The sequence below is a fragment of the Acinetobacter faecalis genome (assembly GCF_034187745.1).
In the GTDB taxonomy this organism is placed as follows: Bacteria; Pseudomonadota; Gammaproteobacteria; order Pseudomonadales; family Moraxellaceae; genus Acinetobacter; species Acinetobacter faecalis.
In genome coordinates this window covers 1-25,895 of the sequence record NZ_JAXHPF010000007.1, presented here as the reverse complement: position 1 = coordinate 25,895, position 25,895 = coordinate 1, and the positions used below count along the sequence as shown (strand labels likewise).

30 protein-coding genes are annotated in these 25,895 nt (G+C 34.8%); 21 read left to right on the top strand and 9 right to left on the bottom strand.

Annotated elements, in window-relative coordinates:
* Positions 1-2 precede the first annotated feature (2 nt).
* From recR to SKM54_RS08865, 6 genes are all read left to right on the top strand, one after another.
* Positions 3-599, top strand: coding sequence for a recombination mediator RecR (gene recR, locus SKM54_RS08890; RefSeq protein ID WP_171501372.1), 597 nt, complete (start codon positions 3-5; stop codon positions 597-599).
* A gap of 213 nt (positions 600-812) precedes the next feature.
* A complete protein-coding gene (locus tag SKM54_RS08885; RefSeq protein WP_321088226.1) occupies positions 813-1,955 on the top strand; it encodes a ribonuclease D in 1,143 nt (380 codons plus the stop codon).
* 129 nt (positions 1,956-2,084) lie between these two features.
* Positions 2,085-2,393 (top strand): YcgL domain-containing protein, encoded by a 309-nt coding sequence (locus SKM54_RS08880; protein WP_321095181.1) that lies wholly within the window; start codon positions 2,085-2,087, stop codon positions 2,391-2,393.
* A 20-nt stretch (positions 2,394-2,413) separates the two neighbouring features.
* Positions 2,414-2,797, top strand: coding sequence for a hypothetical protein (locus tag SKM54_RS08875; protein WP_321095180.1), 384 nt, complete (start codon positions 2,414-2,416; stop codon positions 2,795-2,797).
* 22 nt (positions 2,798-2,819) lie between these two features.
* On the top strand, positions 2,820-3,671 hold the full coding sequence (locus tag SKM54_RS08870; protein ID WP_321095179.1) for an AAA family ATPase: 852 nt from the start codon (positions 2,820-2,822) through the stop codon (positions 3,669-3,671).
* Positions 3,672-4,409: 738 nt separating this feature from the next.
* Positions 4,410-4,751 (top strand): hypothetical protein, encoded by a 342-nt coding sequence (locus SKM54_RS08865; RefSeq protein WP_321091621.1) that lies wholly within the window; start codon positions 4,410-4,412, stop codon positions 4,749-4,751.
* A 362-nt stretch (positions 4,752-5,113) separates the two neighbouring features.
* Here SKM54_RS08865 and bioB read toward each other — a convergent pair whose 3' ends face one another.
* Positions 5,114-6,103: a biotin synthase BioB gene (gene bioB, locus SKM54_RS08860; RefSeq protein WP_321095178.1), complete on the bottom strand. Its 990-nt coding sequence runs from the start codon at positions 6,101-6,103 to the stop codon at positions 5,114-5,116.
* A gap of 305 nt (positions 6,104-6,408) precedes the next feature.
* Complete coding sequence (gene queG / locus SKM54_RS08855) at positions 6,409-7,506, bottom strand: tRNA epoxyqueuosine(34) reductase QueG (RefSeq protein WP_321095177.1); 1,098 nt, start codon at positions 7,504-7,506, stop codon at positions 6,409-6,411.
* Between the two features lie 22 nt (positions 7,507-7,528).
* On the opposite strand from queG, the gene SKM54_RS08850 reads away from it, so the two are divergent.
* Both SKM54_RS08850 and SKM54_RS08845 read left to right on the top strand, forming a co-directional pair.
* Positions 7,529-8,989 carry an NAD(P)H-hydrate dehydratase gene (locus SKM54_RS08850; RefSeq protein WP_321095176.1) on the top strand — a complete coding sequence of 487 codons (1,461 nt, stop codon included), beginning with the start codon at positions 7,529-7,531 and terminating at the stop codon, positions 8,987-8,989.
* Between the two features lie 54 nt (positions 8,990-9,043).
* Positions 9,044-9,376 carry a hypothetical protein gene (locus tag SKM54_RS08845; protein WP_321095175.1) on the top strand — a complete coding sequence of 111 codons (333 nt, stop codon included), beginning with the start codon at positions 9,044-9,046 and terminating at the stop codon, positions 9,374-9,376.
* Between the two features lie 25 nt (positions 9,377-9,401).
* Here SKM54_RS08845 and SKM54_RS08840 read toward each other — a convergent pair whose 3' ends face one another.
* Both SKM54_RS08840 and ruvC read right to left on the bottom strand, forming a co-directional pair.
* Positions 9,402-9,941, bottom strand: coding sequence for a hypothetical protein (locus tag SKM54_RS08840; protein ID WP_321095174.1), 540 nt, complete (start codon positions 9,939-9,941; stop codon positions 9,402-9,404).
* Positions 9,942-10,088: 147 nt separating this feature from the next.
* Positions 10,089-10,637 carry a crossover junction endodeoxyribonuclease RuvC gene (ruvC, locus tag SKM54_RS08835; protein WP_154773744.1) on the bottom strand — a complete coding sequence of 183 codons (549 nt, stop codon included), beginning with the start codon at positions 10,635-10,637 and terminating at the stop codon, positions 10,089-10,091.
* Positions 10,638-10,996: 359 nt separating this feature from the next.
* On the opposite strand from ruvC, the gene SKM54_RS08830 reads away from it, so the two are divergent.
* Together SKM54_RS08830 and SKM54_RS08825 are read left to right on the top strand one after the other, a co-directional pair.
* On the top strand, positions 10,997-11,569 hold the full coding sequence (locus tag SKM54_RS08830; protein ID WP_321089916.1) for an FxsA family protein: 573 nt from the start codon (positions 10,997-10,999) through the stop codon (positions 11,567-11,569).
* Between the two features lie 126 nt (positions 11,570-11,695).
* A complete protein-coding gene (locus SKM54_RS08825; protein WP_154773742.1) occupies positions 11,696-12,331 on the top strand; it encodes a LysE family transporter in 636 nt (211 codons plus the stop codon).
* Here the strand turns inward: SKM54_RS08825 and SKM54_RS08820 are convergent.
* Positions 12,328-12,516 carry a hypothetical protein gene (locus tag SKM54_RS08820; protein WP_321088215.1) on the bottom strand — a complete coding sequence of 63 codons (189 nt, stop codon included), beginning with the start codon at positions 12,514-12,516 and terminating at the stop codon, positions 12,328-12,330. The genes SKM54_RS08825 and SKM54_RS08820 overlap by 4 nt on opposite strands.
* Positions 12,517-12,693: 177 nt before the next feature.
* Here SKM54_RS08820 and SKM54_RS08815 point away from each other — a divergent pair, with 177 nt between their 5' ends.
* Complete coding sequence (locus SKM54_RS08815; RefSeq protein WP_321088214.1) at positions 12,694-12,933, top strand: hypothetical protein; 240 nt, start codon at positions 12,694-12,696, stop codon at positions 12,931-12,933.
* Positions 12,934-12,991: 58 nt separating this feature from the next.
* Here the strand turns inward: SKM54_RS08815 and metK are convergent, their stop codons facing one another.
* The gene (gene metK, locus SKM54_RS08810; RefSeq protein ID WP_154773627.1) at positions 12,992-14,158 is read right to left on the bottom strand and encodes a methionine adenosyltransferase; all 1,167 of its coding nucleotides are present in this window, start codon (positions 14,156-14,158) and stop codon (positions 12,992-12,994) included.
* Positions 14,159-14,553: 395 nt separating this feature from the next.
* Here metK and tkt point away from each other — a divergent pair, with 395 nt between their 5' ends.
* The 4 genes from tkt to trpB all read left to right on the top strand — a co-directional run bounded on the left by tkt (position 14,554) and on the right by trpB (position 19,561).
* Complete coding sequence (tkt, locus tag SKM54_RS08805; RefSeq protein WP_321095172.1) at positions 14,554-16,542, top strand: transketolase; 1,989 nt, start codon at positions 14,554-14,556, stop codon at positions 16,540-16,542.
* Between the two features lie 121 nt (positions 16,543-16,663).
* Entirely contained in the window at positions 16,664-16,879 is a 216-nt protein-coding gene (locus tag SKM54_RS08800; RefSeq protein WP_154773625.1) for a hypothetical protein, read from the top strand.
* A 178-nt stretch (positions 16,880-17,057) separates the two neighbouring features.
* Complete coding sequence (locus SKM54_RS08795; protein ID WP_321095171.1) at positions 17,058-18,245, top strand: vWA domain-containing protein; 1,188 nt, start codon at positions 17,058-17,060, stop codon at positions 18,243-18,245.
* A 107-nt stretch (positions 18,246-18,352) separates the two neighbouring features.
* Positions 18,353-19,561: a tryptophan synthase subunit beta gene (gene trpB, locus SKM54_RS08790; protein ID WP_321095170.1), complete on the top strand. Its 1,209-nt coding sequence runs from the start codon at positions 18,353-18,355 to the stop codon at positions 19,559-19,561.
* Positions 19,562-19,657: 96 nt separating this feature from the next.
* Here the strand turns inward: trpB and SKM54_RS08785 are convergent, their stop codons facing one another.
* The 3 genes from SKM54_RS08785 to SKM54_RS08775 all read right to left on the bottom strand — a co-directional run bounded on the left by SKM54_RS08785 (position 19,658) and on the right by SKM54_RS08775 (position 20,966).
* Complete coding sequence (locus SKM54_RS08785) at positions 19,658-20,092, bottom strand: CBS domain-containing protein (protein ID WP_321095169.1); 435 nt, start codon at positions 20,090-20,092, stop codon at positions 19,658-19,660.
* A 137-nt stretch (positions 20,093-20,229) separates the two neighbouring features.
* On the bottom strand, positions 20,230-20,604 hold the full coding sequence (locus SKM54_RS08780; RefSeq protein ID WP_321088264.1) for a DUF2750 domain-containing protein: 375 nt from the start codon (positions 20,602-20,604) through the stop codon (positions 20,230-20,232).
* Between the two features lie 128 nt (positions 20,605-20,732).
* On the bottom strand, positions 20,733-20,966 hold the full coding sequence (locus SKM54_RS08775) for an SEL1-like repeat protein (RefSeq protein ID WP_154773620.1): 234 nt from the start codon (positions 20,964-20,966) through the stop codon (positions 20,733-20,735).
* A 232-nt stretch (positions 20,967-21,198) separates the two neighbouring features.
* Here SKM54_RS08775 and SKM54_RS08770 point away from each other — a divergent pair, with 232 nt between their 5' ends.
* From SKM54_RS08770 to SKM54_RS08745, 6 genes are all read left to right on the top strand, one after another.
* On the top strand, positions 21,199-21,558 hold the full coding sequence (locus tag SKM54_RS08770; RefSeq protein WP_321095168.1) for a hypothetical protein: 360 nt from the start codon (positions 21,199-21,201) through the stop codon (positions 21,556-21,558).
* Positions 21,559-21,663: 105 nt separating this feature from the next.
* On the top strand, positions 21,664-21,984 hold the full coding sequence (locus tag SKM54_RS08765; RefSeq protein ID WP_321095167.1) for a hypothetical protein: 321 nt from the start codon (positions 21,664-21,666) through the stop codon (positions 21,982-21,984).
* Between the two features lie 108 nt (positions 21,985-22,092).
* The gene (gene ftsY, locus SKM54_RS08760; protein ID WP_321095166.1) at positions 22,093-23,184 is read left to right on the top strand and encodes a signal recognition particle-docking protein FtsY; all 1,092 of its coding nucleotides are present in this window, start codon (positions 22,093-22,095) and stop codon (positions 23,182-23,184) included.
* A 180-nt stretch (positions 23,185-23,364) separates the two neighbouring features.
* Positions 23,365-24,051, top strand: coding sequence for a nitroreductase family protein (locus SKM54_RS08755; protein WP_154773616.1), 687 nt, complete (start codon positions 23,365-23,367; stop codon positions 24,049-24,051).
* A 195-nt stretch (positions 24,052-24,246) separates the two neighbouring features.
* Positions 24,247-24,840 carry a nitroreductase family protein gene (locus SKM54_RS08750; protein ID WP_154773615.1) on the top strand — a complete coding sequence of 198 codons (594 nt, stop codon included), beginning with the start codon at positions 24,247-24,249 and terminating at the stop codon, positions 24,838-24,840.
* A gap of 136 nt (positions 24,841-24,976) precedes the next feature.
* Complete coding sequence (locus SKM54_RS08745) at positions 24,977-25,633, top strand: DUF2057 domain-containing protein (protein ID WP_321095164.1); 657 nt, start codon at positions 24,977-24,979, stop codon at positions 25,631-25,633.
* Positions 25,634-25,895 lie beyond the last annotated feature (262 nt).

The window sequence follows — 25,895 nt, the reverse complement described above, 5'->3', positions numbered from 1 at the left end:
AAGTGTTTAGTGATCGTTTTGATCAACTTGTACAAGCACTACGTATTTTGCCAAGCGTTGGGCCAAAGTCGGCTCAACGTATGGCATTACACCTCATTATGAAAAATAAAGAGGGTGCAGTAGGTTTGGCACATGCATTAAATGAAGCAACAAGCTATATCCATGAATGCTCTATTTGTCATTCTTTAACGGAAGATGAAATCTGCAATATTTGTCTATCTCATGAAAGAGAAGAGCATTTATTGTGTGTTGTTGAATCTCCTGCAGATGTGATGGCAATTGAACAAAGCGGCAGTTTTAGAGGGAAATATCATGTTTTGGGGGGACATTTGTCGCCACTTGATGGTATCGGACCTGATGAAATTGGTATTCCATATTTAGTTCAAAGACTGAGTGATGGCAAAGTAAAAGAAGTAATTCTTGCGACCAATGCAACGGTTGAAGGTCAGGCAACAGCACATTATTTGGTAGAAGCGACAAAGCATTTACCCGTGCATATGACACGTATTGCACAAGGCGTACCGCAAGGTGGCGAACTTGAATATGTAGACAGTCATACACTGAGCCAAGCTGTTCATAATCGTATGCAAATGAAATAAGCTTTACGAAGTTTATTTCATTTATTAAGAAATATATTAATTGGTATAAAATAAGTTTTTATTAATATATTTAAGATATCAATCAAGTAATAAAACGTGAAAAATCACGGTAAATAACAATAAAAATACGATTATTCCCTAATATAAATATAGCTAAATTATATTTATTGTTTACAATACGATGAAGAGAATCTATAGCTAAATCTCGTCTTTATGTTCCAATTTATTCAACAACAAAAAGACTTTGAAAATGTTTTAACATTGATGAGTCAATGCAATATTTACGGACTTGATACCGAATTTATTAAAGTAGATACCTTGTGGCCAAAACTTGGTGTTTTTCAAATAAATGTAGATGGCAAAGTTTATTTACTAGATGGAACAGCATTAGAACTTTCCGATTTTTGGAATAAATTATTTAACGCAAAACAAAACATCTTCCATGCATGTAGTGAAGATATCGATTTAATTTATCACTATGCCCAAAACAAAAATTTAGATAATGTTTTTGATACTCAAGTGGGTATGTCATTCTTAGGGCATGGCTTACAAGTTAGTTATCAAAATGCATTAAAAACAGTTTTGGATATTGATATTGATAAAGGTCAAACACGTTCAGATTGGTTGGCAAGACCGCTAACCACAGAACAGTTGAACTATGCTGCGAATGATGTGCTTTATATTATGCGGCTTTCAGATAAAATTCAGGCAGAGCTTACATCTAAAGATATTCTTTCTTTTGCATTGGAAGATTGCCGTAATTTGACCAAAGAAATTGGTACGGATGTTCCGACAGAATTACTTTATGCGGAAATTGGTAATTACAGACATTCACGTCGACAGCTTATGCAATTACAGCATTTGGCTGTGTGGCGCGAACAAATTGCGAAAGCCTTAAATCAACCGCGTAGTTTCATTTTGAAAAATGCAACCATGATTGATTTGGTTGAAAATAATCCTAAAAATAACTTTTTGTTGTCGAATATTAAGCAAATTCGTCCGAATATTATTCGTGAGCATGGTAAAACAATCATCGATTTGTTGAACTTCTTACCGCCACAAGATGAGTGGCCATTGCGTATGGCGCGTCCAATTCGTCATTCATCTAAAGAAGTTTCAGATAAATTAGATGCCATAATTGATCGTGTATCTTTAGAAACAACAATTCCTAAAGAGGTTTTGTTGCGTAAGAAATGGTTTAATGCGCTGTATCAGCATATTGTGTTTAAAAATGATGAACAAGACCTCCCAAGTTATTTATTGGGATGGCGATATGATTTATTGACGAAGCCATTATTGAACGTGCTTCATAATGATGTCGATTATTTATCAACTCAAATGAAAGTTTCTGTATAAAACATACGCAAACTGTTCAAACTTATGTCATTTATACAAAATCTAGACTGATGCGTTAATAATCGTTAATGTATCGGTCTTTTTTTTGTTGTATGCTTTATTGTGCGTAAAAAGGGTATTAATTCGAATATGTTGTGTTCAATCTACAAATCTAGCAAAAAAGATGAAATGTATCTTTACATTGCTCGTCCTGAAGTAAGTGAAAACGAAGCTGAAGCTACAGATCCTTTAGAAGTTTTGCCAGAAGCAATGCGTGGCGCGTTTGGTCGTGCAACGTTTGTTATGGATTTAGAGTTGAGTGAATCTCGTAAGCTTGCACGCGTAAATGTTTTGCATGTGATCGATTCTATTGAAACGAAAGGTTTCTTTATTCAAGTGCCACCAGAAGGATTAATTAATCCAAATGCTGTCGCACCTGAAGGCTTACGTGGTGCTTAATTTAATTCAGGAGTTGTGTTATGGATAATTTTCTTTCTATGTTGGACGCAATTCCTGAGGATACTATTGCTATTACTGTGTATTTGCTTGGCAGTGCACTTGTTTTGGCATGCTGGTATGGAATTGCAATTAGATTACCTAAACTTTTAGGTGGTATAAGTTGGATTGTGGTGTTTGCTATTTTGCTAACACCAACAGCATCGGATGGTAATAACGCATCTATTGCACCTGCATTTTTCGGTATTGTGTTTGGGGTATTAACCAAAGATACGCCGTTGGTTTTATCAAATGCATCGCTTATTTTATTTGTAATTGGCTTGGGCGCTATTATTGGGTTCTTATGGACCAAATACACAGCAAACAAAGTCTCATTAGAAAATAGTAAAAAGAATTCGCCACTTTAAATTAAAAAAATAAGGTTTCGTCATGTCGGTTGATACGCAACAATTTTCGGGCACAGATCAATATATTGCTACAGATAGCTTAAAACTTGCTGTAAAAGCTGCACGTAGTTTGCAAAAGCCACTTTTAGTAAAAGGTGAGCCGGGAACAGGTAAAACTTTGCTTGCCGAGCAAGTTGCAGCAAGCCTTGGTTTAAAGCTCATGACTTGGCACATTAAGTCTACAACCAAAGCTCAGCAAGGTTTGTACGAATACGATGCTGTTTCACGTTTACGTGATAGTCAGTTGGGTGATGATCGTGTTTACGATATTAAAAACTACATTAAGCCGGGTAAACTTTGGGAAGCTTTTACCAGTGAAGAGCGCTGTGTTTTATTAATTGATGAAATTGATAAAGCGGATATTGAGTTCCCGAATGACTTGTTGCATGAACTAGATAAGATGTCTTTCTTTGTTTATGAAACAGGGGAAACGATTACTGCGACTCAGCGTCCAATTGTAATTATTACTTCAAATAATGAAAAAGAATTGCCAGATGCATTCTTACGCCGTTGTTTCTTTCACTATATTGAGTTTCCAAATGAGGAAACAATGCGTGAAATTATTGATGTGCATTTCAAGAATATTTCAGCGACATTGGTGAATGAAGCCTTACAAGTTTTCTTTCAATTACGTAAAGTTCCGGGGTTGAAGAAACCACCTTCAACTTCTGAGTTGATTGATTGGTTAAGTTTACTTATGGCAGATGATATGCCTGAAGATATTTTACGTAATGCAGATAAAACTAAGTCCATTCCGCCTTTATATGGCGCTTTAATTAAGAATGAGCAAGATGTTCAATTACTCGAACGCTTGGCTTTTATGTCTAGACGTTAATATTTTTAGTTGTGAAATAAACCCACGTTTAGCGTGGGTTTTTTGTGGTTTCTGTAATTGATGCAAAATGATTGACTGGTACTTGATTTGAAAGTAGGTTGCTCAAACGCTATGTAAGAGCAGCTGAAAATTGAGTTTATGTAAATTAGATAGAGTATTAGAAACGTATTTTGTTATTTATTCTGCGAAACAAAAATATAGGTTTTGAGCTCATTTTAAACATTACTATTTTTTTGTGTGAGCGATATCCATGATATAAATCAGTCTTTAGAAAGGTAAATTCACTATGTAGCAGGGCGTAGTTATTTTCCAAGTATGTTGAAAGTGCTTGAACACTCGACATGTATTCGGTTGTTAAGTCACGAGCTAATAGTCCTATAGATAGAAAAAAAATGCGCTCATCTAATCTTTATTGAATTTTGTAGGAAATATGCTTTCATGATTATCAGCTATAGATTTCTAAAAGATTTTTTTAAATAAGTACCAGAGGTAATATCCTTGCATTGATGAATTTCAAAATTTAGGCAACCTTTTACTCATGGGAAATAGGTGTAAAGCCTAATTCACGGAATGGTAAAGTTATTGATTAGTCGTCATTCCAAAGGTCAAGAAATGATTGTTATAGTTAGTGGTATGTTTTAATATTGCTATAGCTCTATGGTGTAGTGATCAAGTCAATTTTTTGGTTTAACTCATCAGTTTTTTTTAGATTAAAACAGTAATATTAATGAGTAAAATATGAAAAAAATATTAGTTTTTATTGCTTTATTGTTTAGTAATTCATTATATGCTCAAAATAACAATAGTGCAGAATCGGTTGATGAGGATAAGGTTCAAACATGTATGATTGTTGGATTGTATGCTGAAACTGCGATGAAAGGTAGACAAAATAATGTCGATAAATCCGAGTTTCTTAGCAAGATAGACAATGCAAAAAGTGTATCTGATGTAGGTAAATCCTTTTACAAAGGGATACTTAATAAAGCTTACGAATGGCCTATTAAAAATAATGAAGCAGAAAAAAAGAAATCAATTGATTCGTTTCGGCAGGAATTTTATGATGGTTGTGTAGCTGCATAGTTGTTTACTAATAATTACATTTGGAATGTTGAAAAACCACCTTTAGGTGGTTTTTTATTGTTTATTATAGTGAAAAATCTTAAATAGCTTTTACCAAGCTAAAAATACTATTTTTATCAGCTGGCTTATTCAATAATTTTATATTTTTCACCTCTTAATGAAGATATTTCAAATAAAGTTGAGGTGAAAAATCTGTAGTAAAAAGTTTATCGAATAAATTTACACCAATAAGTTGTAATTAATTTTAAAGACAATAAAAAGCCCCATGGTTAGGGGCTAGTCGTATATAAGATCGAGCTTATATACTGTAAGAGGCTCATCTCAAACTGAGCGTATTAGAACACAATATTAGAGAAAAAGCATTAAGCAGACATAGCATCTATGCTTAATTCTTTTGCGGTTGGTTTAGCTTTTTCAATATTGATGCCCAATTTTTCAAACAATAGCTTGTCTTTACCTTTACCCGCATTTGGTGTGGTTAAAAGTTTTTCACCAGAGAATAACGAGTTTGCACCTGCCATAAATGCCAAAGCTTGGTCAGAATCAGAAAGAGACTCACGACCTGCCGATAAGCGAATATAGCTTTTTGGCATAATAATACGCGCAACAGCAATACTACGAATCCATTCAGTCACATCTAACTTTTCAACATTTGCCAATGGTGTTCCTTCAATAGGAACAAGCATGTTAATAGGCACAGATTCTGGATGAATAGGTAAGGTAGCAAGTTCATGTAGTAAACCTACGCGGTCATTTTGATGCTCACCTAAACCTAGAATACCGCCACTACACACTTTCATACCCGAATTACGAACAAAATCGAGCGTGGTTAATCGGTCATCAAAAGTACGTGTACTAATAATATTTGAATAATATTCACGAGATGTATCTAAGTTATGATTGTAATAATCTAAGCCTGCATTTTTTAAACGCTCTGCTTGAGACTGATTTAGCATACCCAACGTCATACACGTTTCTAAACCTAAAGCTTTAACTTCTTGAACCATTTCTAAAACATAAGGCATATCACGTTCATGCGGATTGCGCCAAGCAGCACCCATGCAAAAACGAGTAGAACCTGCATCTAAAGCTTGTTTGGCTTCTTCAATAACCTTGCTTACAGCAATCCGTTTTTCAGCTTCTAATTTTGAATCATAATGTGCAGATTGAGAGCAATATTTACAATCTTCTGGGCATTTTCCTGTTTTTATGGAAAGTAATGTACTGACCTGAACAGTGTTTGCTGGAAAATTTTGGCGATGAATTTGCTGTGCATGAAAAACCAAATCTAAAAAAGGTTGGTTATATAATTCCTGTATTTCGTCGCGCGTCCAATCATTACGAATTGTCATCATAATTTCCATGATTATTTTATCTTCATTAATCATACAGAAAATAAAGTGAACGCAAAGGCATAAAATTTCAAAATTCTGCAAACATTACAGATTATAAAAGTACTTTTAAGATAAATATATGATCGTATATTTACTTGCAATCTTTGGTGTTTTATTGGTTAATTGGTCGCAAAGTTTTATTTTGTGTTTTTGTATATTGTGCTGAATGTGCAACTAAGATGATTCTATTTTGCAAATTTTGTAATGAATTGGAAATTAAAATTTGCAAGATAAAATCATTAGAATAAGTTAATAATTTAATCTTAATTCTGACATTTTTTGAGTTGTTCTTGAATTGCCCAATCAATATGGACTTGCACAATGTCATCATGTAGTAATTTATTTTGTTCCAAACTTTTGATAATTGCACTATTAAACGGAGCATTACCTAAGCCAATTGCAATATTTCGCATGAAGCTTTGATAGCCTGTTCTGCGTAGCGGACTACCTTCAGTTTTGGCTAAAAATGTTTCTTCGCTCCATTGCCATAAATCAAGGAGCGATGCTTGATCTAAATCATGTCGAGGGTGAAAGTCTTCAATTGGAGTTGTTTTGGCAAAGCCATTCCACGGACAAATAAGTTGGCAATCATCACACCCAAATACTCGGTTTCCTATACCACGACGCAATTCTTCAGGAATAATACCTTGAAACTCGATGGTGAGATAAGCAATACATTTACGTGCATCAAGCATATAAGGTTTAACAATTGCCTGAGTTGGGCAAATATCAATACATGCTGTACAAGAGCCACAGTGTTTAGTTGTCGGGCTATCGAAAGGAAGTTCGAGGGATGTAAATAATTCACCTAAAACAAAAAATGAACCTGATTTTTTATGAATAAGCAGGGTGTGTTTTCCTGTCCATCCCATGCCTGCATTTTCTGCTAAAGATTTCTCAAATACGGGCGCAGAATCTGCAAAAGGTCTAGATTCAAAATCGCCCACTTTTTCACGAATGCGAGAAGCTAAAGTTTTTAAACGACCACGCATGGTTTTATGATAATCACGTCCACGTGCATAACGCGCAATAATTGCAGTGTTTGGTTCATCTGGTACATAACGCGGTTTGGGTGATTCGACTAAATAGTTCATACGTACACAAATAATACTTTTGGTATTTGGAACTAAAAGTGTTGGATTGGCTCGTTTTTCTAAATTTTCTGCTAAAAAATGCATATCTGCATGATAACCACGGTCTAAATATTCTTGTAAACGTGGTAATTCCTCTTGAGCATCTGGACGTGCAATGACACAATCAGCAAAGCCTAATTCTAAAGCTTGAGCTTTAATCCATGCTTTAAGCGCTTCAGGATCCTGTTGATTGACAGGAATTTTTTGACTGAGTGTGGATGATGTCATAATGAAATAAGAGGGAATAACAATGCATCAGCAAGTTTATCATAGCTACGATATACAAGCATGGGAACAGCGTTGGTTTGCTCATCAAAATAGTTCGTATGGCTTAATGCAGCAGGTTGCTTGGTCAGTTTTACAACGTCTTATTGCTTTATTTAAAGAACATAATATTTCAACTATAGCGGTGTGTTGTGGGCAGGGAAATAATGCTGGTGATGGTTATTTGCTTGCAAAATATTTAAAGCAACATGGTTTTACTGTTGATATTTATGCTGCTGAATTAGGGACTTCACAAGATTTACAGAGTGCGCATAAAGAAGCACAAGCAGAAAATATAAAAATTGTTTCAGGTTTTAATTTTCAAAAAAAATATGACTGTGTTGTAGATGCATTATTTGGTATTGGATTAAACCGTGAATTAGATGAAAAGTGGCAAAATGTTATTTATAACATTAATGAACATAAGGCTTTAAAAGTCGCAATTGATATTCCAAGTGGTTTACAAGCAAATACAGGACAACCTTTACCGTGTGCAGTTAAAGCAGATTACACCTTTACTGTTTTAGCTTTAAAAGCGGGATTATTCACTGGAAAAGCAAAAGAATATACAGGTGTAATCGAAACTATTTCATTAATTCCAAAAGATTCAGAACTTCATGCAGTTGCACAATTAGCACCAACAAATATTACATTACCAACTCGAAAAGCTTTCGGTCATAAAGGTAGTTATGGTCATGTATTGGTCGTTGGTGGGCATGCAGAAATGGGTGGTGCTGTAATTATGGCGGCTGAATCTGCCTTTGCAGCAGGTGCAGGAAAAGTAACGGTTGTCTGTCATAAAAATCATCACGTGGCTATATTGTCACGTGCGCCCAATATTATGCTTAAAGATATAAATAGCCTAAGCATCAATGATATTCAAGAACTACTCAGCCAAATGGATGCTATTTGTTTTGGTATGGGCTTGGGTCGTGATGAATGGGCGAAAATGCAATATCAAGCTTGGTTTGATCTTATTTTAAATTCTAACTTGCACGTTGTATTAGATGCCGATGCTTTGTGGTTTTTAGCAGAAAATCCACAACAAATGAGTGATAAAGTTTTTTTAACGCCACACCCTGGAGAGGCTGCTAAGCTTTTAAATTGTCAGGTTGCTGATGTTGAAAATAATCGAATTAAAGCAATTCATTCATTAAAAGAAAAATACAGCGGGCAATGGCTATTGAAAGGTTCTGGTAGTTTAATTTTAGAAAATAATGAACTTTGGATTTGTACAGCAGGAAATGCAGGAATGGGAACAGGTGGAATGGGGGATATATTGTCAGGTTTAGCTGCAAGTTTGAAAGCGCAATTTGATGAAGAAATTGCGTTGCATGATGTTGTCATGTTACATGCGATTGCAGGTGATGAATTGGCTAAAGATGGAATGCATGGGTTACAGGCTTTTGAAATGTCTAAAGCCATATATAAAGTAATTAATAATTAAAAGTAATTTTAGTGTAATTACATTGTAATTAAATAATTAGAATTAGAGGCTAAAATGGATAAATATGTAATTGTTGCTGAGGTTGTGTTGATGTGTATTGCACTGGTTGTGTATACACAAAAGGATGACATTTCATCTAAAAACAAATCATTTAAGCAAATTATTCAAGATGCATTTCCAAAATTTTCGGTTATAGAAAGAAGTAGTGCTGTGATTATTTGTGAGGTGAATTATCGGAATGAATTTGAGGAATTAGTGTTTATTCGTATTGATCCAAATCAACAAAAAAATATGCGATTTAGCGGAAGAACATTAATCGCAACCTATTCTAAACAGCCATCATTACATGAAATGAAGAAAGATTTTGCACAACATTTAAATCTTTAATTTTTTCAGAAACCAGCGAATTTCTTTATTTAATACCTAATTTTTGTTTTTCTGCCTTTACAGAGCTTTTAAATGCTTCGAAAACTTCACCTAGTATACTTAAACTGCCTTTGCTTTTTATTCTAGATTCAGTTTCTCCATTGGCAGTACGTATTTTTAGTATTGCATCTTGAGCATTCATAATTCGTTCAAAAATGTCAAAGTTTGCATAGTGATTTTGCATACTTAATTTATTGGTTCCATCTAAATTTTCACTTAAAATTGTGCCATTTTCTGTATTTAAAATAATTTCTTGTCCATCTATAAGTATAGAAGCAGAACTAATATTGACATGTATTTGTGCAACATGACTTCTTAATTGAAGTTTTTTAGGTTCTACAGAATTCCATTTTGGTGTTACGACAACGCACATTTTTTGTGAACAAGCATCTTTTTTAGGTTCCATAAAGACAATAGTATTTACCCCGTATTTTATTGTTCTTGGTGCTTCATAATTTTGAAGATAAATTCCTGAAAAAGAATAATTTGAGAAAAGAAGTGTCCCGAAAAGAATGTAAAACTTCATTTTATATATCCTTATGTGCTTAATATTTTTTTTATGTTTGAGTGTTTATGCTATCAGTTTTTAATGTAAGTGAATTATTACTTTATTTTTCAATGATTTTTAGCCTTTAAATTTAAAAGAATAAAGGCTAATTATAACTTAAAACTATTATCTACGACGACTCGTACCTCGGCTACGTCCACGTGCCATACCTACACCAAGCGCATTTAAAACAGCAAGCTTACTCATGCTTCCCGATGCGTGTGCATGACAAATTGCAGCGGCTAAGGCATCGGCAGCATCTTGTTGAGGCTTAATGCTTAAATTTAGTAGTTTCATGACCATCATTTGGACTTGGTCTTTATCTGCTGCGCCATAACCAACGACAGATTGTTTAATTTGTCGTGCGGTATATTCTGCAACGTTTAAATCTAAATTGGTTAGTGCAGCAATTGCAGCACCTCGAGCTTGACCAAGCTTTAAAGCAGAATCTGGGTTTTGTGCCATAAATACTTGCTCTACAGCTGCTTCCGTGGGGCCGTGAAATTTCACAATGCGGTCAATTCCCGCAAAAATTCGTTTTAAGCGTTCAGGCATTTCTGCTGTTTCAGTACGAATAGTTCCTGCATCTACAAAACGAAGCTTTGAGCCTTCATGTTCAATAATGCCGTAGCCTGTAAGACGAGAACCTGGGTCAATACCAATAATTAATGCCATGAATTTATAAGAATTTCTTGAGGGTGTAAGATGAATATTATAATAAGGCAGGTGAATATGGTATGTATTTTGCTGAAAGCTTGTGATAAAGCTTAGACTTTGAACGAATTCTTCTATTATTTGGCTATATAGTTGGATATTCGATTTAATCGTGCTTATTTTTCATTTATATTCATATCCAGTTTTAAATCTATATTTTTAAAATAGACTTTGTTTTTAAATTTTTCAGCTATTTTTTTTAAACCCTTTAAAAATTATAGAATGCCCATATTGTTATAGAAACGCATCAAAAAGCTTGATAGTAGTTAAGCAGTTGGTCGGTAAACTTTATTTATTTTATTGAGATCAGATTAATTTTCATGAAATTATTTCTTATTGTATTAGCAGGCTTAATTCTAGAAGTTTTTGTATGGATTGGCGTAGGTGACCTTGTTGGAAGCATGTGGTATGTCTTCTTTTGGTATATTGCTGCATTCTTCATTGGTTTGAATATGATTCGTAAATATTCGGCTGGTGTTATGCCTCAAATGCAACAAATGCAAATGGGGCAGATGGGTGGTGATCCTGCTTTAACAGGAAACTTACCTAAAATTATTGCAGGATTTTTATTATTAATTCCTGGTCTAATTACCGATGTAATTGCAGTACTTATTCTAATACCTGGTGTTCAAAATATTTTTAAACAAGCTATGATGAACGCTATGATGAAACGTCAACAAGCCATGATGAATAAAATGATGGGTAGCATGATGGGCGATATGAATGGCATGGGCGGTGCTCAAGGTCAAAATCCATTTGCAGATATGATGCGTCAAATGCAAGACATGCAAAATCATCAAGGTGGTCGCGACTCTACGATTATTGATGGTGAAGCGCGTGAAATTACGCCTGATGCGAAAAAAATTGAAATGAAAGATGTTAATCCTAAGTAAAAGATTTTATCTTCTAAAAGCCGAGAAAAATGTCTCGGCTTTTTTTATGTTTTTGAGTTTGAATAGTAGCGTAAAAATATGTACCTAAAGGTATAATCGCTTAAATTTTAAAAATTAGTTTGATTTATGTCTTTGTTATTAACCATTTGTTTACTTCACTTTGTTGCTCAATTAAGCCCAGGACCTGATGTTTTGCTCATTGCAAAAAGTTCGGCATCTACAACGCGTACGAATACCTTAAAAATTATTTTAGGTATTTCTGTAGGTATTGTGGTTTGGGTGGTTTTAACACTACTTGGCTTTACAGTATTAACCCAACAATTTCCTTGGATTCAACAAGTTTTAATGTTTGTTGGGAGTCTATTTTTAGCCAAAATGGGCTGGGCAATGTTGAAAGGTGGTATTTCTGCTTTAAAGAGCAAGGTGCAAGCTGATGATGAAGTTGTTGTAGAAAAGACGAAAGAAAATTATTTTTTATTAGGTTTATTTACCAATCTTGCTAATCCTAAAACTTTAATTTATTTCAGTAGCGTATTTTCTTTAGCACTAAGTGCTAATGCAGGAGAATATCTAAAAACACAATTGGCTTTCATTATTCCAATACAAACTTTTATTACCTTTACATTGTTAATGATGATTGTATCTCAGCCAAAAATTAAAGATGCTTATCAACGCGCAGGCGCTTATATAGATGTGCTATCAGGCTCTTTATTTTTAATATTTGCAATTGTGTTGTGTTATGAAGCTTTTGTGATGTTCTAAATACTAGAGTTTTCTTCTGAAGATTGAACTTGATTTGAAGATGAGGGAGCAGTAGTTTCCTCTTTTTTTTGAGTATTTTCATAGGTATTGGGTTTTAATGTGGTTTCAGTATTTTCTGAACCTTGATATTTACGACTTCTGTTCGCTCTTTCTCTTAAACCGCCTTTCTTAATCAATTGAACCATTTTGTACTCCTTAAAAAATAGATTGTACACCTAAAGAATTATCAAAAATCTCTAAGTTATGATGTTAAATATAATAAATATGACTTGATGATGAAGAAATAATCAAATATTGTTAATGCATAAGCAGAATATTTAAATTGCGACATAAAAATAAAAAAGCGAAGAAAGGAGGTTCTTATGCTATCTACTCAATATCGCTGTAGTTGTTGTAATCAGGCAGTTATGGCATCAGAAAAAGATTGTCCAAATTGTGGTTCACACAATATCAAAAGCCCTTATGGTTTTTGGATTTTTTGCTCAATCACATGTTTAGCGCTTGTGGTTATTTTAAAAATGACACAATTATATTTTACAGACCATAGAGAAATACCTGTGACAGAGAGTTTTTTTAAGGTCATTAGCGATAAACAGAAATAAAGAGTTATAAAAAAAGCCTGCATAAATGCAGGCTTTTTTTATGGGTAATCTATATAGATTATAGACCAGCAGATGCTTTCAGTGCTTCAACTTTGTCTGTTTTTTCCCAAGTAAATGCAGTATCAGAACCTTCACGACCAAAGTGACCATATGCAGCAGTTTGTTGGTACATTGGTTGAATAAGATCAAGCATACGTGTAATACCATATGGACGTAAGTCGAAGTGTTCACGTACTAAAGCAATAATCAAATCTTCAGATACTTTTGCAGTATTAAAAGTGTTGATCGAAATAGAAGTAGGTTCTGCAACACCAATTGCATAAGACACTTGAATTTCACACTTGTCTGCAAGACCTGCAGCAACAATATTTTTTGCTACATAGCGACCAGCATAAGCGGCAGAGCGGTCAACTTTAGATGGATCTTTACCAGAGAAAGCACCACCACCGTGACGTGCCATACCACCGTAAGTATCTACAATAATTTTACGACCTGTTAAACCACAGTCACCTACAGGGCCGCCAATCACGAACTTACCTGTTGGGTTGATATGGAATTTAGTTCCAGCATGAAGCATTTCAGCAGGAATAACTTTTTTCACGATTTCTTCAATTACAGCTTCTTTTAATTGAGACTGAGTAATAGAAGGGTCGTGTTGAGTTGAAAGTACAACAGCATCTAAGCGAACAGGTTTACCATTTTCATAAGCAAACGTTACTTGGCTTTTAGCATCTGGGCGTAACCAAGCTAAAGTACCTTGCTTACGAAGTTGTGCTTGCTTTTCCATAAGACGATGCGCGTATGAAATTGGTGCTGGCATAAGTACGTCAGTTTCACGGCTTGCGTAACCAAACATTAAGCCTTGGTCACCAGCGCCTTGATCTTCAGGTTTTTGACGGTCAACACCCTGAGCAATTTCAGGAGATTGTTTACCAATCATATTAATTACGGCACAAGTAGAACCGTCGAAGCCAAGATCTGAATGGTGATAACCAATACCGTTCACAGTGTTGCGAACAATCGCTTCAAAGTCGATATTTGCTGTTGTTGTGATTTCACCAGCAAGTACAACAGCACCCGTTTTTACAAGCGTTTCACAAGCAACCCGTGCATATGGGTCTTCTTTTAAAATTGCATCCAGAATAGCATCACTGATTTGGTCAGCCATTTTATCAGGATGACCTTCGCTTACAGATTCTGAAGTAAATACAGCGTACTCGCGCATAAGTCCTAACACAGTTAAATTCTAAAGTTGCAATATAGTACAACTTCTTGGGATTATGGACTAGTTCAACTTATCGAAAAATATGGAAATAGTCCTATTTATCCATCAAATTAACTGATATTCTTATTTTTTTTACTAATATCAACTTGTTAAAAGGCTATTAATTTATTTAATCATTATTTTTATTCATATAAGAGCGTTAAATACATACTAAAAAAATATGAATATTCGGCTTCTATTTAAATAATGAGATAGATTTCTAATCTTTTGTGTATCTAATAGATAAATCTTGTCTATCGCACTTTACGCTAGGGTGTTTTTTTAAGACAATACACCTATCTTTGAATTTATATTCATCTAAATTTCTTTAAACGATTTATCTTGGACACTGACCTATGACAACCCCGCTTAATGAACGTCGTATTGCAAATGCAATTCGTGTATTGGCAATGGATGCTGTGCAAAAAGCAAATTCAGGACATCCTGGCGCTCCAATGGGGATGGCTGATATCGCTGATGTCGTTTGGCGTGAATTCTTAAGTCACAACCCAACAAACCCACAATGGGCAAACCGTGACCGTTTCGTATTGTCGAATGGTCATGGCTCAATGCTTCATTATGCATTGTTACATTTGACTGGTTATGATCTTTCTATTGACGATTTAAAATCTTTCCGTCAATTACATTCTAAAACACCGGGTCATCCAGAATTAGGTTATGCACCTGGTATTGAAACGACAACAGGTCCTTTAGGTCAGGGTATTGCAAATGCAATTGGTTTTGCACTTGCTGAAAAAACTTTAGCTGCGCAATTCAACAAAGATGACATTAAAGTTGTTGATCATTTCACTTACTGTTTCTTGGGTGATGGTTGCTTAATGGAAGGTGTTTCTCACGAAGCATGTTCATTAGCTGGTACTTTAGGTCTTGGTAAACTTATTGCTTACTACGATGACAACGGTATTTCAATTGATGGCGAAGTAGAAGGTTGGTTCTCTGACGATACAGAACAACGTTTCTTAGCTTACGGTTGGCAAGTGCTTAAAGTTGATGGTCACGATGCAGATGCATTACGTGCAGCAACTTTGGAAGCTAAAGCTGAAACGAACAAACCAACAATTATTATTTGTAAAACAATTATTGGTTTAGGTTCACCAAACAAACAAGGTAAAGAAGATTGCCACGGTGCACCTTTAGGTAATGATGAAATTGCATTAACGCGTCAAGCTTTAGGTTGGACAGATGAAGCATTTGTTATTCCTACTGATGTTTATAGCGCTTGGGATGCAAAAGAAAAAGGCACTCAAGCTGAAGCTGCTTGGAACGAAATTTTTGCTGCGTATGCTGCAAAATATCCAACAGAAGCTGCTGAGCTTAAACGTCGTCTTTCTGGCGATTTACCAGCAGACTTCGTTGCAAAAGCAGATGCTTATATTGCTGAAGTAAATGCAAAAGCTGAAACTATTGCTTCTCGTAAAGCGAGTCAAAATGCAATTCAAGCATTTGCTCCACAACTTCCAGAAATTTTAGGTGGCTCTGCTGACTTAGCAGGTTCAAACCTTACACTTTGGAAAGGTGCACAAGGCGTTCAAGATAATGCTGCGGGCAACTACGTACATTACGGTGTACGTGAATTTGGTATGACTGCAATTGCAAACGGTGTTGCGCTTCACGGTGGATTCATTCCTTACGTAGCTACATTCTTAATGTTCATGGAATATGCACGTAATGCGGTACGTATGTCTGCGCTTATGAAGCAACGTGTAATTCATGTTTATACACATGACTCAATTGGTCTTGGTGAAGATGGTCCTACACATCAACCTGTAGAACAAATTGCATCTTTACGTGGTACGCCTAACTTAAATACTTGGCGTCCATGTGACACTGTAGAAGCTTCTATTTCTTGGAAAGCTGCATTGTTACGTTCTGAAGGTCCAACAGCGTTAATTTTCTCTCGTCAAAACTTACCATTCCAAACACGTACAGATGCACAAATTGTTGATGTTGCGAAAGGTGGTTATATTCTTGCGAAAGAAAAAGGTGAATTGAAAGCAATTATTATTGCAACGGGTTCAGAAGTTTCACTTGCAATGGAAGCTTATGCACAACTTGAAGGTGTGCGTGTTGTTTCTATGCCATGTGCTGAAGAATTTGTTAAGCAAGATGCTGCATACCGTGAAGAAGTTCTTCCTGCTGCAATTCGTGCTCGTGTAGCTGTAGAAGCTGCGCACGTTGATTACTGGTGGAAGTTTGTAGGTTTAGATGGTCGTGTCATTGGTATGACAACTTACGGTGAATCTGCTCCTGCAAAAGACTTATACCAACACTTCGGCATTACAACTGAAGCTGTAGTTGCTGCTGTAAAAGAAATTACTGCTTAATTTTTTAAATTAACAGTCTTAAAAGACGCCCCAATATTGGGGCGTCTTTTATTTTTTTATTTTGACCTTATACTTCGTGGGTTAAAAGTAATTGTTCAATGCAAATAAAGTGAGATGAAAGATGAGTTTATATGAGCAAATCAGTGATGAAGTTACTTTGATGGATGCAGGTGAGCAAAAATGGATTGGCGAAGATCTACCACTTGAAGCAATGGTTGCAGTTGAATTACTGTTGCAAGATATGGATGAAGATAAAATTATTAAAGTACGTCGTAAAAACCGTGAAAAAACTTCAGGTTTAAAACAAATTGACCGTATTTTAGTAGAAAAGCTTTAATGATCTAGTAGTAAAAGCCTCTTTTTAGAGGCTTTATTTTTATTCGGTGACAGTAGCGTTTATCAATCATTCTTTACTCATGTTCGGGATTTAATAATAATAGTGATCAATGACAGAAAAAAGATCTTCTGAATTGATATAAATCTGCATTAAGTAAGAAGACAAGGAAAGAATCATCATGTTTGTACGACTGTTTTATACATTAAGAAAATATGGTGTTCCTGTATCTACACGAGAGCTGATTGACTTAAATAAAGCGGTAGCCGAAGGTTTAGTTTTTGCAGATCAAGAAGAATTTTACCAACTTGCAAAAATTGTAATGGTCAAAGATGAGCGATATTTCGATAAATTTGACCGCGCGATGAAAGATTATTTTGATGGTATTTCAACGTTTGACCTAGATGAACTTTTAAACCAAGTACATAAACTCCCAAAAGACTGGTTCGATTTAGAACTTATAGAAAAGCATTTAACACCAGAGCAACGCGAAGTACTAAAAAAAACAGGATCATTAGAAGAACTTATGAAAATGCTTGAAGAGCGTTTACGTGAGCAACATAAAAAGCATCAAGGTGGAAACCGTATGATTGGTACGGGTGGCACATCGCCATTTGGTGCTTATGGCGATCATCCGGAAGGTGTGCGTATTGGTGGGCCGGGGCGTAAACGCTCAGCAGTAAAAGTTTGGGAGCAGCGTCAATATCGCAATTTAGATGATGAGCAAATTTTAGGTAGTCGCCAAATGCAAATGGCGTTACGTCGTTTGCGTAAATTTGCACGTCAAGGTGCGGCTGAAGAACTTGATATTGATGGCACAATTCGCGAAACAGCCAAGCAAGGCATTTTAGATGTGCAACTTGTGCCTGAACGCCGTAACCGTATCAAAGTCTTAATGTTATTTGATATTGGTGGATCTATGGATGCCCATATCGCCCAATGTGAAAAGTTATTTAGCGCAGCCAAAACGGAATTTAAAACGCTCGAATATTTTTATTTCCACAACTGTTTATATGACTATGTTTGGAAAGATAATATTCGCCGATCATCATCTCGTATGAATACCTTAGATTTGTTTAATACTTATGGCAAAGATTATCGCGTTATTGTTGTAGGTGATGCGAGTATGGCACCTTATGAATTACAGTCTGTAGGTGGTTCGGTTGAATATATGAATGATGAAGCAGGTCATGTTTGGTTAAAGCGTTTACGTCAACACTTTGACAAAACTGCGTGGCTGAATCCTGAAGAAGAAAATTATTGGCAATATACGCATACCATTGGGCTTATTAAGCAAATATTTGAAGATAAAATGTACCCAATGACGCTTAAGGGTATTGAAGACTTAACGAAATATTTAGCACGTTAATTCCATTTATCTATAAATAACTTTAGTTATATTTATTAGAGATTTGAAAGAAAATATTCTAGTATAAATTTACTCATGATTAACGACTGCATATTTCAGGAAATACGATGAATCATCAAATTAATGGCATTGCTTTACCAAATGAAGACGGCTTTTTTGGTAATTATGGTGGTCAATTTATTCCGCCAGATTTAAAACAAGCCATGGATGATATTAATGTTGCTTATGAAGAAATTCGTAAGACACTTGAATTTCAAAATGAATTGAATGATTTATTCGCTCATTATGTTGGTCGTCCTAGCCCGTTATTTCATGCAAAGCGTCTATCTGAGAAACTAGGCGGTGCACAAATTTATTTAAAACGTGAAGATTTAAACCATACAGGCGCACATAAAATTAACCATTGTTTAGGTGAAGCATTGCTTGCTAAATATATGGGTAAAACCAAAGTGATTGCTGAAACAGGTGCGGGTCAACATGGGGTGGCTTTAGCAACGGCTTGTGCACTTGTTGGTCTTCCATGTGAAATTCATATGGGGCAGGTCGATATTGAAAAAGAACATCCAAACGTTGTGAAAATGAAGATTTTAGGTGCAAATCTAATTTCTGTAACGCGAGGAACAGCAACATTAAAAGATGCTGTAGATAGTGCATTTGAAGAATATTTGAAAAATCCAAAAGATTATATTTATGCAATTGGTTCGGTTGTAGGACCACATCCATTTCCAATGATGGTTCGTGATTTCCAAGCCATTATTGGTGATGAAATTAAAGTTCAAACCAATGAGCGTTTTGGTGCAAACCCTGACTATGTGGTTGCTTGTGTGGGTGGTGGTTCAAATGCATTAGGTGCATTTACAGCATTTTTAAATGAGCCAAATGTGAAGCTAGTTGGTGTTGAACCTGCAGGGTATGGTTTAGATACAGATATGCATTCTGCGACTTTAACTTTAGGTAAACCAAGTCAAATTCATGGTATGGCGTGTTATGTGCTTGAAGATGAAAATGGTGAGCCTTTACCTGTTCATTCAATTGCTTCAGGTTTAGATTATCCAGGAGTTGGACCTCAACACAGTTTATTGAAAGATTTGGGTCGTGTTGAATATACATCTGCAACTGACCAAGAATGTTTAGATGCATTTATGACACTTTCACGTGTAGAGGGTATTGTTCCTGCACTTGAAAGTTCTCACGCCGTGGCTTGGGCTTTGCGTGAAGCACCTAAAATGTCTAAAGATGTAAAAATTGTTGTTAACGTATCAGGTCGTGGGGATAAAGACTCAGATTATGTTGCAGAAAAATTAGGTTTAAATTAAGTTGTAGAATGAAAAGCCCTGAATAGTTCAGGGCTTTTTTTATAAATATTAGAATTAATTAATTAACTTTTAAGTAAGAGATGTCTGTTAGGTTTATCAACCTGAAATATATTGTTGTAACTGATCAATTAACTTGTTTTGATCTTCCATCGCAATTTTTACTAAGTCACCAATTGAAATAAAACCTAAAAGTTGCTCGTTTTCAACCACAGGCAAATGACGTAAATGCTTATCGGTCATTAATTTTAGACATTCTTTTACAGATGCTGTTGTAGGTACGGTTAAAACTTTAGCCGTCATAATTTCGCTAACAAGCGTATCTTTAGAAGTACGCTCCATAAGAACAACTTTACGCGTGTAATCACGCTCAGAAAGAATGCCTGCAACTTTATTATTTTCATCGGTAACTACAAGCGCACCAATACCTTTATCAGCCATTAATTTAATAGCATCAAGAACCGTTGAATTTGGCTTTACTGTATATATAGCAGTATTGCCTTTATCTTTTAAAACGTATGCTACATTGCTCATTCAAATTATCCTCTTTCATTGTTCTTCTGAGTTCTTTTTAAATTAACGTGAAATTTTATAAATACAAAGATATTTATGGTCATCTTTTGTGAATGTTCAGTACATCCTTGTACTTTGTTCTGTGTATTTAATATCTGTTAAGCAAGAAGTTTATTTGGCTTATTAAAGAAAAAATATTTCATTAATTGCGGGCTAAACTTAAATTTCTGGTGGCTTGAATTGTATAAGGTTGGTTTAACATTTAAACGGGTAAGGGTAGGTAATAAAGACTTTTGAAAATCTTCAGGGGTGATTTTACGCGCTGTGTAATTTGGCCATTTTTTTTGAGCATATTTCTGTGCTTGAGAACAGCTTAACCAAAAAGGAAAAATATGATGTTCTTGATCAGAAGTCATAGCCCAGCCCTCATGATACAAACCCCAAAGCACACCGCAGTACATCATCGATTTTAAAATTGTAATTTTAAGAAAGAAATCTTTGGGTAATGGGTGTAATTGATTCACCTGATACATAATCATTCTTAGTTGCTGATTTGATTTTATTGTACGGACTTATAATGACAGTATTGTTTAAACTTTGCGTAGAATCGTAAAATTATATGAAAAAGGTCGTAAAAAAACGCCACCTGAGTGACGTTTAATTATGCTTGCATGGTGGCTAGGTTTTGCCAAAATTGTGCTTTTAGTGAATCTCGTTCTACGCGAAAACCTTGATAATAAAGTTCTGCTAAAAACATTGCTGCTTTACCATGTCCAGCTCGTGCTGCACCTTCCAACTGTGAAACTGCTTCTGCAAAGTTCATTTCGTATTGGATTGTATTTACTGCATCTGCGTAAACATGTTCTAAGTCTTGTTGAGAGAATTGTTGAATCATATATAACTCCTTATTGTAATTATGTTCAAACTATAAAGACCAATCTTGAGTCTTTAGATATTTTTAACACTCTATTATTAAACTATTATTACAAATTGCTTGAAGTGTCAAACAAATCCACTTGATTGTCGTAATAAGTTGCGTTTAAATGATTAAATAATGATCTTATGCGTAAGGTTTGAACGAATTATTAAAAAAACATCAATCGATTATTAAAATAAGGGGAAATTAAATGTCAAAAACTATAGATGGATTTTCTTTAGATTTACCACCCAATAAAGCTCAAATTATAGGATTAGCTCAATTACATCGAAAGCAATTGGATGAAGCGATTTATCATAATGAATTAAGAATAGGTGATTTTTGCCTTGCACAAAAAAAGCGTGTTTATGATTACACACGTGAATTAAATGCAGAGCAGCGTGCAGAATTTTATCAAGCATACAATGGTGAGTTAGAGCGTTTGTCTGTTGATGAAAGTCCGCATCATCATGAAGAGGAAAATCAAACGCATGTAAAAATTATGTATGGTGTATTGGCTGTTATCGCAATAGTTTTATATTTTGTTTTTCTAGCGCCTGTTTTACATTAAATCTTAGCTTAAGCTCAATTTTGCTTATAAATATAGGCAGAATTGAGCTGAATATCTTGTGATTAATTTTAGACACCCATAAACTACCTTTAATCGAGGTAGGTCATGTACAGCAATATTCAAAAAATTAAGCAATTTTATGCTCAGTTAAAGCTTGAGCAAATTTATAATGCGTTCATTCTTTTTATTATTTCAATTATTTTGGTGATGTCTACAGTTGCGTTATATCGCCCAATTGATTCCGTCAAGTTTCAGCAAGTTAAAGTAATTGCTAATCAGCCTATATATCCTGAAAGCCAAGAAATGGCAGAAGTATTATTGCAACAGCACACTATTATGGTTGGGCAATATCTTCGCCTTATGCATGCACATCAAATTGAAATGAACAAAGCAACAGAACTTCCTGCTTTATCTATTGAAGATTGATTAGGCTTAATATTCGGACAAATCTATGTAAATCAATACAACGTAAAACGACGTGGTTTATGCTAGACTTTCACTTTTATTTTAATGCAGTATTTTCAGGGATTCGGCATGCAGCAACAATCTAATGGGCAGAATAAATTTTTAATTGATGCTGACATCGGTGATGACGATGTTACGTTACCGAATTTACCTTCAATTAATGTGCCTATTGTTGAAACAACACCAGCAGTAGAAAGCGTTTCGACAGAAGTTGCACAAGAAGAAACAAAGGCAAAAGGTGGTTTCTTTAGCCGAATGAAAAGCGGCTTAACGAAAACGCGTAAAAACCTTGCCGATGGTATGGTGAATATTCTGATCGGTGGTAAAGAAATTGATGATGAATTACTAGAAGAAGTTGAAGAGCAATTACTTGTTGCAGATATTGGTGTAGAAGCAACAAAAACAATTATTGCGAATTTAACGGAACGTACAAATCGTGGTGATTTAATTTACTCGCATTCTTTATATAAAGCATTGCAAGAAGAGCTTGTTGCTATTTTAGAACCACGTGTAAAACCAATGCATATTGATCCAAACAAATCGCCGTATGTGATTTTAGTTGTGGGTGTAAATGGTGTAGGTAAAACAACAACAATTGGTAAGTTAGCAAAACGTCTTCAAGGTGAAGGTAAAAAAGTAATGCTTGCAGCGGGTGATACATTCCGTGCAGCAGCAACTGAACAACTTCAAATTTGGGGCGAACGTAACGATATTGCTGTTGTCTCACAAGGTCATGGTGCAGACAGTGCTTCTGTTATTTTTGATGCTTTTGAAAGTGCGCGTGCTAAAGGTGTAGATGTACTTATTGCAGATACAGCAGGACGTTTGCACAATAAAGGGCATTTAATGCAAGAGTTAACGAAAGTTAAGCGCGTTATGCAAAAAAGTGATGCGACTGCACCACATGAAGTGATGTTGGTTGTAGATGCAGGCACAGGTCAAAATGCAATTAACCAAGTTGAAATGTTTGATGAAGCTGTTGGCTTAACGGGTATTACAATTACTAAACTTGATGGTACCGCTAAAGGTGGTGTGTTATTTAACATAGCAAGTCGCACACATGTGCCAATTCGTTTTATTGGCGTTGGTGAGCAAATTGATGATTTAAGACCATTCTCTGCAAAATCATTTGTTGCGGCATTATTTGAAACAGATAAATAATATCGCTCAAATTAAAATTGCTGATTAGGTCACATAAACTCCGCTAAATGCGGAGTTTATTTTTTTATGGGTAAGTGATTGATTTAAAAAGCATCAATAATGATTTTTATAGATAATTAATTAAAAATAAAATCATTACAATAAAGCTAGTATTCATGCCAATTTTTTGGGGAAAAGGTAATGGCATTATTAGATAAGATTGGTCATGTTTTGACATCTGATATCACAAAAGATTTTAAGTTAAAAAAGAAAAATGTCAGTGTGATTGAAGAGAGTACATTCATTGATCAGCTTAAAAAGCGAAGAAATATTAGTGAATTAGGCGATAAGCTTCGTTTTAGTCAAACTTATTTAACAGAGCTGATTCAAGAATCTGTGCGAAGTTGTCCATCTGCACATCATTCACAAAGTACACGCGTTGTTATTTTATATGGTAATTCACATCATAAATTTTGGAATATTGTGAAGGAGATGCAACGTAAAATTGTGCCTTTCAATATTTTTGCAGGAACAGCTGTGAAAATTGATCAGTGTTTAAAAGCCTATGGAACAGTTTTGTTTTATGAAGATCAAGCTGTTATTAAGCAATTACAAAAAAAACGTCCTTTTGATGCAGAAGAGTTTCCAATATGGTCTGAACAAACATCTGGTATGGCGCAATTTGCGGTATGGACTGCTTTAGCAGATTCAGACATTGGTGCTTCGTTGCAACACTACAATCCAATTATTGATGAAGAAATTGCAAAATCCTTTGATATTGATGAAAACTGGAAGCTACGTGCACAACTTGTATTCGGTTCTATTGAGCAAGAAATAGTTGAAAAACCATTTATAGATTACGAACAGCAATTTAAAGTTTTTCATTAAAATTGGTTATATTGTTCTGCGTGTATAGAAATTAAAAAATCTACACGTAGAATAAAGCCATTTTACGATCTATATTAATTGATTGTTCTATTAATAAAACACTATGTAATGAAATTGGGTATTTATCTAAAAATTAAAAATTATAAGATGTGTATAACGAATTAAGAGTGATCGTGAGATCAAAGAGGAATCCTAATGTCATTTTTAAAAAATATAGAAAAACGCCGTACAATTTATGCAATTGGTAAAAATGTAGAACTTGCAAATGCAGACATTGAAAAAACAATTCAACAAGCTGTGCGTTTAAGCCCATCATCATTTAACTCACAATCTTCACGTGTTGTGACTTTATTTGGTGAATCTCATGCTAAATTTTGGAATATTACGTTAGAAACATTACGTAAAATTGTGCCTGCAGAAGCATTTGCACCAACTGAAGCGAAAATTCAAAGTTTTGCAGCAGGTACAGGTACAGTATTATTTTATGAAGATCAATCTGTAATTAAAAACTTACAAGAAAACTTTGCTTTGTATGCAGATAACTTCCCAGTTTGGTCTGAGCATTCAACTGCAATTGCGCAATTTGCGGTATGGACTGCACTAGCAGAACAAAATATTGGCGCTTCATTGCAACATTACAATCCAATCGTAGACGCTGAAGTTGCAACAACATTTGATATTCCTGCAAATTGGAAACTACGCGCTCAACTAGTATTTGGTTCTATTGAAGCGCCTGCTGGCGAAAAAACATTTATAGATGATGCAGAACGTTTTAAATCATTTAATTAATGTTGTAATTAATATGAAGAAAGAGTGCTTAAGCACTCTTTTTTTATTTAAAACAAGTGAATTAATAGTTGTAATGAAAGTGTCATTAAGCTCATTCATAGTTCCGTCAAATGTAAAAATGATGAGATATGTATTAATGAATAAAAGATGGTCTTTTTTCGCTACTTTATTAATGATGAGTACACCTGCATTTGCCGTAATTACATTAACAACGCCAGAAGAAATAAAAATTGCGGCGATTAATGGACAAGAAGTAAATACAGGCTTGTTTAGTTCTAATAAAAAAGCACATCAATTAAAGACGGGCGAGAATGTAATCTCTGTTCGATATTCACAGTATTTTGAAGAAAATCGAAATATTGGAACACATGAAATTGTACGATCAAATATCGTAAATATTAAAACGCCATTATTGGATGATAATCAAACTTATTATTTATCTTTAATAGATACGCCAAAAAATGTAGATGCTGCGAGAGATTACGCAAAGCAACCTGTATTTGGTTTATATAATAGTAAAAATCAATTATTGGTTAAGCAGCAAGGTGCTAAAACCTCTGGTTTAGGTATTGTGAGTAATTTGTTTGTTGAGGGGGAGTCAATAAATAGAAATCAAGTAAATGTACAGCCATCACCAGAATATACGGCTCAAGCAAAGTTAAATCAGCCAAAAGAAGAAATATCAACAAATGTGAATGTTAAAGGTGGTCAAGATCAACGCCTTATTCAAATATGGAAAGGTGCATCTAAAGCTGAAAGACAGAAGTTTTTAACTTGGTTAGCAGAGCAGTAAAATTACTAGATTTAAAAAAGCCACGAATAACGTGGCTTTTTTTATAAATATTCGTTTAAATTTTGAGCGAATTGCGGTAAATTTAGCATTAATTTTTAAATTTTGTATGAAAAGTAAACATGTGTGCGTGAATTTGAGATTATTTAATAAAAAGGGGTTGCGCTTGCTAAGAAACTCTATAGAATACGCAGCACACCAACGCAATGAACGAAACGAAATGTGGGGTTTTAAGTGTTGATCTTAATGCTGATGAGGTATTAAG

What these genes read in the sequence shown, in the direction of transcription:
- trpB (WP_321095170.1), top strand. Translation starts at nt 18,353, where the DNA reads ATGAATCATCAAATTAATGGCATTGCTTTACCAAATGAAGACGGCTTT.
- queG (WP_321095177.1), bottom strand. Translation starts at nt 7,506, where the DNA reads ATGACATCATCCACACTCAGTCAAAAAATTCCTGTCAATCAACAGGAT.
- SKM54_RS08785 (WP_321095169.1), bottom strand. Translation starts at nt 20,092, where the DNA reads ATGAGCAATGTAGCATACGTTTTAAAAGATAAAGGCAATACTGCTATA.
- SKM54_RS08885 (WP_321088226.1), top strand. Translation starts at nt 813, where the DNA reads ATGTTCCAATTTATTCAACAACAAAAAGACTTTGAAAATGTTTTAACA.
- ruvC (WP_154773744.1), bottom strand. Translation starts at nt 10,637, where the DNA reads ATGGCATTAATTATTGGTATTGACCCAGGTTCTCGTCTTACAGGCTAC.
- SKM54_RS08765 (WP_321095167.1), top strand. Translation starts at nt 21,664, where the DNA reads ATGTACAGCAATATTCAAAAAATTAAGCAATTTTATGCTCAGTTAAAG.
- SKM54_RS08875 (WP_321095180.1), top strand. Translation starts at nt 2,414, where the DNA reads ATGGATAATTTTCTTTCTATGTTGGACGCAATTCCTGAGGATACTATT.
- SKM54_RS08795 (WP_321095171.1), top strand. Translation starts at nt 17,058, where the DNA reads ATGTTTGTACGACTGTTTTATACATTAAGAAAATATGGTGTTCCTGTA.
- SKM54_RS08830 (WP_321089916.1), top strand. Translation starts at nt 10,997, where the DNA reads ATGAAATTATTTCTTATTGTATTAGCAGGCTTAATTCTAGAAGTTTTT.
- ftsY (WP_321095166.1), top strand. Translation starts at nt 22,093, where the DNA reads ATGCAGCAACAATCTAATGGGCAGAATAAATTTTTAATTGATGCTGAC.
- SKM54_RS08865 (WP_321091621.1), top strand. Translation starts at nt 4,410, where the DNA reads ATGAAAAAAATATTAGTTTTTATTGCTTTATTGTTTAGTAATTCATTA.
- SKM54_RS08820 (WP_321088215.1), bottom strand. Translation starts at nt 12,516, where the DNA reads ATGGTTCAATTGATTAAGAAAGGCGGTTTAAGAGAAAGAGCGAACAGA.
- SKM54_RS08775 (WP_154773620.1), bottom strand. Translation starts at nt 20,966, where the DNA reads ATGATTCAACAATTCTCTCAACAAGACTTAGAACATGTTTACGCAGAT.
- SKM54_RS08845 (WP_321095175.1), top strand. Translation starts at nt 9,044, where the DNA reads ATGGATAAATATGTAATTGTTGCTGAGGTTGTGTTGATGTGTATTGCA.
- SKM54_RS08770 (WP_321095168.1), top strand. Translation starts at nt 21,199, where the DNA reads ATGTCAAAAACTATAGATGGATTTTCTTTAGATTTACCACCCAATAAA.
- metK (WP_154773627.1), bottom strand. Translation starts at nt 14,158, where the DNA reads ATGCGCGAGTACGCTGTATTTACTTCAGAATCTGTAAGCGAAGGTCAT.
- SKM54_RS08755 (WP_154773616.1), top strand. Translation starts at nt 23,365, where the DNA reads ATGGCATTATTAGATAAGATTGGTCATGTTTTGACATCTGATATCACA.
- SKM54_RS08745 (WP_321095164.1), top strand. Translation starts at nt 24,977, where the DNA reads ATGAATAAAAGATGGTCTTTTTTCGCTACTTTATTAATGATGAGTACA.
- SKM54_RS08800 (WP_154773625.1), top strand. Translation starts at nt 16,664, where the DNA reads ATGAGTTTATATGAGCAAATCAGTGATGAAGTTACTTTGATGGATGCA.
- SKM54_RS08870 (WP_321095179.1), top strand. Translation starts at nt 2,820, where the DNA reads ATGTCGGTTGATACGCAACAATTTTCGGGCACAGATCAATATATTGCT.
- SKM54_RS08780 (WP_321088264.1), bottom strand. Translation starts at nt 20,604, where the DNA reads ATGTATCAGGTGAATCAATTACACCCATTACCCAAAGATTTCTTTCTT.
- SKM54_RS08815 (WP_321088214.1), top strand. Translation starts at nt 12,694, where the DNA reads ATGCTATCTACTCAATATCGCTGTAGTTGTTGTAATCAGGCAGTTATG.
- SKM54_RS08750 (WP_154773615.1), top strand. Translation starts at nt 24,247, where the DNA reads ATGTCATTTTTAAAAAATATAGAAAAACGCCGTACAATTTATGCAATT.
- tkt (WP_321095172.1), top strand. Translation starts at nt 14,554, where the DNA reads ATGACAACCCCGCTTAATGAACGTCGTATTGCAAATGCAATTCGTGTA.
- SKM54_RS08880 (WP_321095181.1), top strand. Translation starts at nt 2,085, where the DNA reads ATGTTGTGTTCAATCTACAAATCTAGCAAAAAAGATGAAATGTATCTT.
- SKM54_RS08825 (WP_154773742.1), top strand. Translation starts at nt 11,696, where the DNA reads ATGTCTTTGTTATTAACCATTTGTTTACTTCACTTTGTTGCTCAATTA.
- bioB (WP_321095178.1), bottom strand. Translation starts at nt 6,103, where the DNA reads ATGACAATTCGTAATGATTGGACGCGCGACGAAATACAGGAATTATAT.
- SKM54_RS08850 (WP_321095176.1), top strand. Translation starts at nt 7,529, where the DNA reads ATGCATCAGCAAGTTTATCATAGCTACGATATACAAGCATGGGAACAG.
- SKM54_RS08840 (WP_321095174.1), bottom strand. Translation starts at nt 9,941, where the DNA reads ATGAAGTTTTACATTCTTTTCGGGACACTTCTTTTCTCAAATTATTCT.